This window comes from Azospirillum endophyticum, from assembly GCF_016595245.1.
GTDB lineage: Bacteria > Pseudomonadota > Alphaproteobacteria > Azospirillales > Azospirillaceae > Azospirillum > Azospirillum endophyticum.
Genome location: NZ_JAENHM010000058.1, coordinates 471795 through 482368, shown reverse-complemented (window position 1 = coordinate 482368; position 10574 = coordinate 471795). Strand labels below are relative to the sequence as shown.

Here is a 10574-nt window from a genome sequence, read left to right as displayed (position 1 = left end):
CATCCCTTCTCACAACACGGTATGTACTTGTCAAAGAACCCGCAACGCTGAGACGCGTCGCTTCCGAAGATTTCTCCGGAGAAATCAGCGGCGCTCCGTTCCGGATCACCGCGTCTTGTTCAGCTTATTTAGCGATCTTTACTTTCACTGTCAACCTCTTTTTTTCGAGGCGCTCGGCAGTTACTTGGTCGGACCACTGTTTCCCTTGAAGCGTCACTGCTCTTTCGAACCGTGCTGCGTCGCGGGAGGCGGTGTATAGGCCGCTTGGCCGATGCCGCGCAAGCGCTTTTTTCGCCCCCTCGCGATTTTCATCCGAACCGGGTTTCACCCGATCCGCTCACGCAGCTCCGCCCCGATCTGGAAGGAACGCAGGCGGGCGGCATGGTCGTAGATTTGGCCGGCCAGGATCAGCTCGTCCGCCTGGGTGGCGCGAACGATCTCCGACAGCTTGGCCGCCACCTGATCCGGCGTGCCCACCGCGGCCATGGTGCCGAGCGCACGCTCCACCATCATCTTCTCGGCCGGGCTGCTCCACCAGGACTCGATGTCGTCGACCGGCGGCGGCAGCTTGCCCGGCGTGCCGCGGCGCAGGTTGGCGAACTGCTGCTGGGCGGAGGAGAAGATTCGCCGCGCCTCCGCCTCGGTGTCGGCGGCGAACAGGTTGGCGGCCACCATGGCATGGGGCTTGGACAAGGTGGCCGACGGCTCGAAGCGGGCGCGGTAGATCGCCAGCGCCTCCATCAGCATGTCCGGCGCGAAGTGGGAAGCGAAGGCGAAAGGCAGCCCCAGCATCGCCGCCAGCTGCGCGCTGAACAGGCTGGAGCCCAGCAGCCATAGGGGAACCTTCAGCCCGGCCCCCGGTACGGCGCGGATGCGCTGGTTGGGCTCCGGCTCCTCGAAATACATCTGCAGCTCGACGACATCCTGCGGGAAGCGGTCACTGCTGTCGGTCATGTCGCGGCGCAAGGCCCGCGCCGTCATCATGTCGGTCCCCGGCGCACGACCGAGCCCGAGGTCGATGCGGCCGGGATAGAGCGATTCCAGGGTGCCGAACTGTTCGGCCACCACCAGCGGCGCATGATTGGGCAGCATCACCCCGCCCGACCCGACGCGGATCGTCGAGGTGCCGGCAGCGACATGGGCGATCACCACGGCGGTGGCGGCACTGGCAATGCCCGGCATGTTGTGGTGCTCGGCCAGCCAATAGCGCTTGTACCCCCAGCCTTCCGCATGGCGGGCGAGGTCGAGGGTGTTGCGGAAGCTGTCGCCGGCGGTCGCCCCCTGGACGATCGGGCTGAGGTCGAGAACGGAAAAGGGGATCATGGCGCAATCCGTGATGGGGGCCGTGATGGGGGCCGGCTTGCGGCCAACGGTTCCGTTTCAAGGTATGGTCGCACCGGCGCGAGTTCCACGCCGCGGCCTGCGCGGCTGCCCTGCGTTGGAAGGAGCCCCTTACCGCTCCTCCCCTGATCCGTCATAGAGCCGCCGGCCGACCGGTTCCAGCGTCAGTCCCTGCACCAGGATGCTGAAGGCGACCGCGACATAGCAGACCGCCAGGATGGGATCGCGATAAGGGCTGGCCGGCAGCGACAGCACCAGGGCCACCGCGACGCCGCCGCGCAGGCCCGCCCAGGTCAGGACGGCCAGCGCCCGCGTCTTTCCGCTCCGTCCCATATGCATCAGCAGGGCCGGGGTCAGGCTGAACAGACGCGCCGCCAGCGCCAGCGGCACGGCCAACAGGGCTGCGATCAGGAACGGCCAAGTCCAGGCGATGAGCACCGTCGCCTCCAGCCCCACCAGCAGGAACAGCAGGGCGTTCAGCACCGCGTCGATCATCGTCCAGACCACGCGCAGGTCGCGGCGGCTCTCGTCGCTGCGGACATGGCGCTCGGTGGTGGAGCCGATCAACAGGCCGGCGACCACCACGGCGATGGGCCCGGACAGCCCGAACCGGTCGGCCAGCGAATAGGTTCCCAGCACCAGCGCCAGCGAGATGGTCAGCTCCACCGCGCTCTCGTCGACCCGCCGCTTCGCCTGATAGGCGATCCAGCCGCAGGCGAAGCCCAGGGCGGCACCGCCGAACGCCTCCTTCACGAAGTCGAGCGCCGCTTCTCCCGCGGTCAGATCTCGGCCGCTGCCGGTGGCGAGATGGAGCAGCGTGACGAAGAGCACCACGCCGGCGCCGTCGTTGAACAGGCTTTCCCCCGAGATCACCGACCGCAGGGTATCCGGGATCGGCAGCCGTTCCAGGATGGCGTGCACCGCCACCGGATCGGTCGGTGCGACGGCCGCGCCAAGCACCAGGCACCAGATCAGCGGCACATCGATCCCGGCCATCGCGAAAATGACGCGCAGCCCCAGCCCCATCATCCCGGTGAACAGCAAGACGCCCAGCGTCGCCATAGCCAGCACCGTCCATTTCCGTTTCAGCAGGGCGCCCAGATCCTCGTTCACCGCGGCGGCGTAGAGCAGCAGGCTGAGGATGCCGTCGAGCAGAATCTCCGGCAGGCTGATCTGTTCGATCAGACGGCGCAGCCAGTCGCCGGCACCCAGACCGGCGCTGATCGAGTCCGCGCCGGTCATCAGCAGCGCCAGCGCCAAGCCCTGCAAGAACAGCGCGATGGTGCGGGGCAGCTTTAGCCACCTATGGTTGATGAAGCCGAAGATTGCCGCCAAGCTCAACAGGATGGCGGAGAGAGGGAACGGACCCACGGTCATTCTCCGAAAAGGCCGCATGGCCGAAGAAAGCGGCATAGATTGAACGGCTGAGCGACCACTCTTTCGGAGAGGGCAAGAAACCGCTACTGGACTGCAATGTTCCTGACAACATCGACGGAGGCAGGAACGTCGCACCGGCGAGAGGATTCAGAAAAAATACTCCCAAATGGCTGGAGATCACTGATTGCCATCCCTCTTACGACTTCCCATGCCCGCGCCATGATCCGCATGGAAATTTCCCTTTTGTGTTGGACGATCGGGACGCATCGCCGCGGATCCGCAGCGACGGCCTTCGCCCCATGATGGCCGATCCGGTCTGGCAGGAAGCCCTCCGCATGCGGCAAGCGGCCATCGCCGGCCGCAGCCGGAAGACTGGCAACGGCGGTTCGGGCGCGAATGACGAGGCGGACGGAGAGCTCCGCGGCAGCCCGGACGTCTTCACCGGCGGCGGGGAGATGGGCGAACGGATGCGGAGGATGGACTGGTCCACCACGCCGCTGGGTCCGGCGGAGCAATGGCCGCAATCGCTGCGCACCATCGTCAACCTGATGCTGACCTCGAGCTTTCCGATGTTCACGGCCTGGGGGCCGGAACTGACCTTCCTCTACAACGACAGCTACCGCCCGATCCTGGGCGACAAGCCGGAGGCGCTGGGCCGTCCCTTCGCCGAGGTGTGGGCGGAAACATGGAGCCAGCTGATCCCGCTGGTGGCGCGGGCCTTGTCCGGCGAAGCGTTCTACCATCAGGATCTGCAGCTGTTCATGGAGCGTCACGGCTATCGGGAGGAGACGTATTTCACCTTCTCCTACAGCCCGGTCCGCGACGAAGCCAATCGCGTCGCCGGCATGTTCTGCGCCTGCACCGAGAACACCGCCCGGGTTCTCGCCGAACGGCGGCTGACGTTCCAGCTCGATCTGGCGGAACGGCTGCGCGGACTGAACGATCCGGTCAGCATCACCGCCACCGCCGCCGAGGCCATCGGCCGCCATCTCGGCGTGGCCCGGGCCGGCTATGGCCGCATCGATCCGGCCGGCGGCACGGTCTCGGTGGACCGGGACTGGAGCGACAGCGGGGTGGAGAGCCTCGCGGGACAGTCCAGGCCGCTCGACAGCTTCGGTCCCGACCTGATCGCCGAACTGCGGGCCGGATACACGCTGCGGGTCGACGACGTCTCCACCGACCCGCGCACCATCGAGCCACACGGGATCGGGCCGCAAGCCGATGGCGGCGGCCCCGCCGCGGCCTTCGCCGGCATCGGAACGCGATCGCTGCTGGTGGTGCCGTTGCTGAAGGCGGGGCGGCTGACGGCGATCCTCTATCTGCACGAAGCCAAGTCCCGCCATTGGACCGGCACCGACGTGGCCTTGGCGGAGGATGTGGCGGAGCGGACCTGGGCCGCAATGGAACGCGCGCTCGCCGAAACGGCCCTGCGCGCCGCCAACAAGGCGCTGATCCATGAACGCGCCGCGGTGGAGGCGGCCAATGCCCGGCTGGCGGCGGAAGGGGAGCGGCTGCGCACCTTGTTTCGGCAGGCGCCGAGCTTCATGTGCGTCCTGCGCGGACCGGACCATGTCTTCGAGATGGCGAACGACGCCTATCTGCAGCTCGTCGGTCACCGCGATCTGGTGAACCGGCCCGCGAGAGAAGCGCTGCCGGAGGTGCAGGGACAGGGCTTCTTCGAACTGCTCGACCGGGTCTACGGCAGCGGCCAGACCTTCGTTGGGCACGGCCTGCCGATCCGGGTCCAGCGCTCGCCCGGCGAACCGCTGGAGGAACGCTTCCTCACCTTCGTCTATCAGCCGATCAAGGACGAGGACGGGCACGTCACCGGCCTGTTCGTGGAAGGCAGCGACGTTACCGAGGCCAAGCGGGCGGAGGAGGAGCTGCAGCAGCTCAACGCCACGCTGGAGGCCCGCGTCGCCGAGGAGGTGGCGGAACGCGAACGTGTCCAGGTCACGCTGCTGCAGGCCCAGAAGACGGAGGCGCTCGGCCAGATGACCGGCGGCGTCGCCCATGATTTCAACAACCTGCTCCAGGCGCTGTCCGGCTGCCTGCACATGATCGAGAAACGGGCGGAGAGGACGCGCATCCAGCCGCTGGTCGATGCCGGACGGCAGGCGGTGGACCGCGGCGCCAAGCTGGTGCAGCAACTGATGGCTTTCGCCCGCCGGCAGGCCCTGCGGCCGGAAACGGTCGATCTGCGCGACCGCGTGCTCGGCATGTCGGAACTGCTGAACCAAGCGCTCCGCGCCGACATCCGGCTGGAGATCGACTTCGCCGCGGGATTGTGGGCGGTGGAGGTCGATGCGACCCAGCTCGAGCTCGCCCTGCTGAACCTCGTGGTCAATGCGCGGGACGCGATGCCCGACGGCGGCATGCTGGCGATCCGGGCAGCCAACGTGACCCTGACGCCCGGCGACCCGCAAGCCCCCGAAGGGCTGACGGGCGATTTCGTGCGGCTGAGGGTCAGCGACACCGGAACCGGCATGCCGGACGAGGTGCGGGCACGGGCCTTCGATCCCTTCTTCACCACCAAGGAGATCGGCAAGGGAAGCGGGCTGGGACTGTCACAGGTCTATGGATTCGCCCGGCACTCCGGCGGAACCGCCTGGATCGAGAGCGAGGAGGGGCGCGGCACCGCCATCGGCCTGCTGATCCGCCGGTCCGGCACCGTGCCGGCAACGGCGGCCGAACCGGCGGTGGCGGAAGCCGGCGCCAGACGGCCCGGCGGCCATGTGCTGGTGGTCGAGGACGATCCCATCGTCGCCCTGACCGTGGCGACCGCGCTGGAGGATGCCGGCTTCGCCATCACCCGCGCCGCCAGCGCCGACGAGGCGCTGCCGCTGCTGGAAGCCGGCGGTTTCGACCTGCTGTTCAGCGATGTGGTGATGCCCGGCACCATGAGCGGCGTCGATCTGGCGCGGTCGGCGCGACGGCTCCACCCGGACCTTCCCGTCGTGCTGGCGACCGGCTACAGCGAGGAGGTCGCCCGCGCGACGGGCGTGATGGTGCTGCCGAAGCCCTACCGCATCGACCATCTGGTGCAGGTGCTGGACACGCTGCTGACGGAGGCGAGCCGGGCGGGGGTGGAGATCCCTTCTCCCCCCCGGGGAGAAGGTTAGGATGAGGGGGTTCGGCAACGCCGAAGAGATCCTCACCATGCATCCCCCTCACCCCGACCCTCTCCCCGCTTTCGGCGGACCGGAGGTCCGCCTGTCGCGTCAGCGCAAACGAAGTTTGCGCGTGAGCAGGGGGAGAGGGGGATTTCGCGGGGGATTGAGGCGGGCGTACCCCGCCTCAATCCCCCGCCGCCGGCTGCGGCAGGGCGTCATGCCCCGGCCGCCTGCGGACGAACAGCCGGTAGACGGCGACGAAGAAGACCGGCACGAACAGCACCGCCAGCACGGTGGCGGAGATCATGCCACCCATCACGCCGACGCCGATGGCGTTCTGGCTCTCCGACCCGGCGCCGGTGCTGATCGCCAGCGGCAGCACGCCGAGGATGAAGGCCATCGAGGTCATGATGATGGGTCGCAGGCGCTGGCGGCAGGCCTCCGCCGCGGCTTCCTTCAACTCCATGCCCTGGTCGTACAGCGCCTTGGCGAACTCCACGATCAGGATGGCGTTCTTCGCCGACAGGCCGATGGTGGTCAGCAGGCCGACCTGGAAATAGACGTCGCTCGGCAGGCCGCGCAGCGTCGCCGCGAGGACGGCACCGATGACGCCCAGCGGCACCACCAGGATGACCGACACCGGCACCGACCAGCTCTCGTACAGGGCGGCGAGGCAGAGGAAGACGATGATCATCGACAGGGCGTAGAGCGCCGGCGCCTGCGAGCCGCTGAGCCGCTCCTCGTAGGACAGGCCGGTCCACTCGTAGCCGATGCCCGGCGGCAGCTTCTGCATCAGCGTCTCCATCTCGGTCATCGCCTCGCCCGAGCTGATGCCCGGTGCGGCCGATCCCTGGATGTTCAGCGAGGAGGAGCCGTTGTAGCGCTCCAGCTTCGGCGAGCCGTAGATCCACTGCGCCGTGGTGAAGGCGGAGAAGGGGACCATCTGGCCGCCGGCGTTGCGGACATACCAGCGGTCGATGTCGCTGGGCTGCATGCGGTAGGGCGCGTCGGCCTGGAGATAGACCTTCTTCACCCGGCCCTGGTCGATGAAGTCGTTGACGTAGGACGAGCCCCAGGCCGCCGACAGCGTCGTGTTGATGTCGCTGAGCGACAGGCCGAGCGCGCTCGCCTTCTCGCGGTCGACATCCAGCTTGAACTGCGGCGTGTCCTCCAGGCCGTTGGGACGGACGCCGACCAGCTTCGGGTTCTGCGCCGCCGCACCCAGCAGCTGGTTGCGCGCCTGCATCAGCCGGTCATGGCCAAGCCCGCCGCGGTCGACCAGCTGAAGGTCGAAGCCGGTGGCGTTGCCGAGGCCGGGAACCGAGGGCGGCAGGAAGGAGAAGAGCACCGCGTCCTTCAGCTTCGACATCGCCCCCATCACCCGGCCGGCGATGGCCTGCGGCTTCTGCGACGCCTGGGTGCGTTCGCTCCAGTCCTTCAGGCGGACGAAGGCCATGCCCGCATTCTGGCCGCGACCGGAGAAGTTGAAGCCGACGATGGTGAACAGGCCCTCGACGCTGTCCTTCTCCTTTTCCAGCATATAGGCGGTGACGGCCTTGGCGGTCTCGGCCGTGCGCTGCGAGCTGGCGTTCGGCGGGGCCGACCACAGCACGAACAGCTGGCCGCGATCCTCCGTCGGCAGGAAGGAGGACGGCATCTGCACGAACAGGTAGCCAAGCCCGCCCAGGATCAGGGCATAGGCGATGAAATAGCGGCCCAGCCGGTTGATCGCGCCGCGCACGCCGCGGACATAGACCCGGCTGCCGGCATCGAAGCCGCGGTTGAACAGGCCGAAGAAGCCGCCGCGGGCATGGCCGTGCCCCTCCCCATGGCCGGCGACCGGCTTCAGCAGGGTGGCGCAGAGCGCCGGGGTCAGCACCAAGGCGACCAGTACCGACAGCGCCATGGCCGACACGATGGTCAGCGAGAACTGGCGGTAGATGGCGCCGGCCGACCCGCCGAAGAAGGCCATCGGCACGAACACCGCCGACAGCACCAGCGCGATGCCGACCAGCGCGCCGGTGATCTGGTCCATCGACTTGCGCGTCGCCTCGCGCGGGGGGAGCCCCTCCTCGCCCATCACGCGCTCGACATTCTCGACGACGACGATGGCGTCGTCGACCAGCAGGCCGATCGCCAGCACCATGCCGAACATGGTCAGCACGTTGATGGAGAAGCCGAAGGCCGACATCACGCCGAAGGTGCCGAGCAGCACCACCGGAACCGCGATGGTCGGGATCAGCGTCGCGCGGAAATTCTGCAGGAACAGGTACATCACGACGAAAACGAGGACGATGGCCTCGAACAGCGTCTTGATCACCTCGTGGATCGACAGCTGGACGAAGGGCGTCGTGTCGTAGGGGTAGATGACCTCGATGCCGGCCGGGAAGTAGGGCTGGAGCTCGGCAACGCGGGCCTTGACCGCGGCGGCGGTGTTCAGCGCGTTGGCGCCGGTCGCCAGCTTGATGCCGACGCCGGCCGCCGGCTTGCCGTTGTAGGCGGCGTTGATCTCGTAGGTCTCGGACCCGATCTCGATCCGCGCGACGTCGCGCAGCCGGACCTGCGACCCGTCGGGGTTCACGCGCAGCAGGATGGCGCCGAACTGCTCCGGCGTCTGGAGCCGCGACTGGGCGGTGATGGTGGCGTTGATCTGCTGGCCCTGGACCGCCGGGGCGCCGCCGAGCTGGCCGGCCGAGACCTGGGCGTTCTGGGTCTTGATCGCGTTGGCGACGTCGGTGGTGGTCAGCGCGAAGTTGTTCAGCGCGTCGGGGTCGAGCCAGATGCGCATGGCATGCTGCGGCCCGAAAACGGTGATGTCGCCGACGCCCTCGACGCGGCTCAGCGTGTCCTGGAGGTTGGAGGTGACGTAGTCGGCGATGTCGCCCTGGCTGAGCCGCCCGTCGCTGGACACGAAACCGACCACCAGCAGGAAGTCGTTGCCGGCCTTGGAGACCTGAATGCCGCGCTGCTGGACCTCCTGCGGCAGCAGGGGGGTGGCCAGCTGCAGCTTGTTCTGCACCTGGACCTGGGCGATGTCGGGGTTGGCCTCCGGCTCGAAGGTCAGGGTAATGGTGACGTTGCCGGAGGAGTCGCTGTTGGAGGACATGTAGCGGAAATGGTCGAGCCCGGTCATCTTCTGCTCGATGACCTGGGTGACCGTGTCCTCCAGCGTCTTGGCCGAGGCGCCGGGATAGCTGGCGGTGATCGACACCGTGGGCGGCGCGATCTTCGGATATTGCTCGACGGGCAGCCGCAGGATCGCCAGCGCACCGGCCATCATGATGACGATGGCGATGACCCAGGCGAAGACCGGCCGGTCGATGAAGAATTTTGACATGAGGGCGGTATCCTACGAGCGGTACCCGGGCGGGCGGTACCTGGGATCAGCGGGCCGAAGCGGCCTTTTCGGGCAGCGAGGCGAGGGCGTTCTGGGCCGGCACCGGCTTCACCTCGGCACCCGGCTTGAGCTTCTGCAGGCCTTCGACGACGATGCGGTCGCCGGGAGCCAGCCCGTCCGACACCAGCCAGACATTGCCGACCGGGCGTTCGGTCTTGATGGTGCGCGGGGCCACCTTGTTGTCGGCGCCCACCACCCAGACGCGGGCGGAACCGTCCGGCGAGCGGGCGACCGCGGCCTGCGGCACGGTGATGGCGTTCTCGGCCACCCCCTGCTCGACGCGGGCGCGGACGAACAGGCCGGGCAGCAGGTCCTTCTTCGGATTGGGGAAGACCGCGCGCAGCTGGACCGAGCTGGTGCCGGCATCCACCGTCACGTCGGAGAACTGCAGCTCGCCCTTCGCCGGATAGGCGGTGTCGTCGCCGCTGGCGTTGCTGTTCAGGAACAGCGTCACCGGGATCTTGCCGGGTTCCGCCGGGCGGATACGGCCGGTCGCCATGTCCTCGCGCAGCTTCATCAGCTGCGAGGCGGTCTGCGTCACGTCGACGTAGATCGGGTCGAACTGCTGGATGGTGGCGAGCGCCGTGCCCTGGTTGGCGGTGACCAGCGCGCCTTCCGTCACCCCCGACTTGCCGATGCGGCCGGAGATCGGGGCGAACACCTTGGTGTAGTTCAGGTTGATGCTGGCGAGGTTGTAGGCGGCTTTCGCCGAGGCGACCTGCGCCTCGTTCTGCTTCAGCGAGGCCTGGACGTCGTCGAAGTCCTGCTTGCTGACCACGCTGTTCTTGACCAGATCGCCGTAGCGCGACGCCTTGTTGCGGGCGGCCTGCAGATTGGCCTCGGCCTTCTGGACGTCGGCCTGGGCGCTGGCCAGCGACGCCTCGTAGGTGGCGGGGTCGATCTGGTAGAGCTGGTCGCCCGCCTTGACCTCGCTACCCTCGCGGAACAGGCGCTTCAGCACGATGCCGCTGACCTGCGGGCGGATTTCCGCCACCCGGTAGGGGGCGGTGCGGCCCGGAAGCTCGGTGGTCACCGGCAGGCGCTGCGGCTCGATGGTGGCGACCGACACCTCGGGCGGGCCGCCGCCCTGGGGCTGGCCGGACGCCTGCTTCTGCTGGTTGCAGCCGGCGAGCACCGCGATCAGGCAGGCCGCCGCGGCCAGCGTCATGAATGAGTTGGATTTCGACATCTCTTCCCTCGTCTCGGCGCCGCGCGTCTTGCGGACCCCGTCTCCCTGCTACGCCGGGCTTCAAGCCGACCTTCGGTCCGGGCTACGGATGGTCCGGCTCATCCCCGTTGCTTAGTACTGTCTCATACAGTACAGTGTACTGGACGATACATTCAGA

General features: G+C 67.9%; 5 protein-coding genes. 1 reads left to right on the top strand and 4 read right to left on the bottom strand.

Annotation, left to right across the window (positions count from 1 at the left end):
- Nucleotides 1–324: 324 nt before the first annotated feature.
- Complete coding sequence (locus JHL17_RS20580) at nt 325–1323, bottom strand: LLM class flavin-dependent oxidoreductase (RefSeq protein ID WP_200195898.1); 999 nt, start codon at nt 1321–1323, stop codon at nt 325–327.
- A 129-nt stretch (nt 1324–1452) separates the two neighbouring features.
- Nucleotides 1453–2712: a cation:proton antiporter domain-containing protein gene (locus JHL17_RS20575; RefSeq protein WP_200195896.1), complete on the bottom strand. Its 1260-nt coding sequence runs from the start codon at nt 2710–2712 to the stop codon at nt 1453–1455.
- A gap of 341 nt (nt 2713–3053) precedes the next feature.
- Between JHL17_RS20575 and JHL17_RS20570 the strand changes: the two genes are divergently transcribed.
- On the top strand, nt 3054–5840 hold the full coding sequence (locus JHL17_RS20570; protein WP_247893687.1) for a GAF domain-containing hybrid sensor histidine kinase/response regulator: 2787 nt from the start codon (nt 3054–3056) through the stop codon (nt 5838–5840).
- Between the two features lie 175 nt (nt 5841–6015).
- On the opposite strand, the gene JHL17_RS20565 is transcribed toward JHL17_RS20570, so the two are convergent.
- Together JHL17_RS20565 and JHL17_RS20560 are read right to left on the bottom strand one after the other, a co-directional pair.
- Nucleotides 6016–9168: an efflux RND transporter permease subunit gene (locus JHL17_RS20565; RefSeq protein WP_200195892.1), complete on the bottom strand. Its 3153-nt coding sequence runs from the start codon at nt 9166–9168 to the stop codon at nt 6016–6018.
- Between the two features lie 46 nt (nt 9169–9214).
- Nucleotides 9215–10417: an efflux RND transporter periplasmic adaptor subunit gene (locus JHL17_RS20560; protein ID WP_200195890.1), complete on the bottom strand. Its 1203-nt coding sequence runs from the start codon at nt 10415–10417 to the stop codon at nt 9215–9217.
- Nucleotides 10418–10574 lie beyond the last annotated feature (157 nt).

Coding starts and splice junctions, on each gene's coding strand:
- JHL17_RS20565 (WP_200195892.1), bottom strand. CDS start 9,168: ATGTCAAAATTCTTCATCGACCGGCCGGTCTTCGCCTGGGTCATCGCC.
- JHL17_RS20580 (WP_200195898.1), bottom strand. CDS start 1,323: ATGATCCCCTTTTCCGTTCTCGACCTCAGCCCGATCGTCCAGGGGGCG.
- JHL17_RS20560 (WP_200195890.1), bottom strand. CDS start 10,417: ATGTCGAAATCCAACTCATTCATGACGCTGGCCGCGGCGGCCTGCCTG.
- JHL17_RS20570 (WP_247893687.1), top strand. CDS start 3,054: ATGCGGCAAGCGGCCATCGCCGGCCGCAGCCGGAAGACTGGCAACGGC.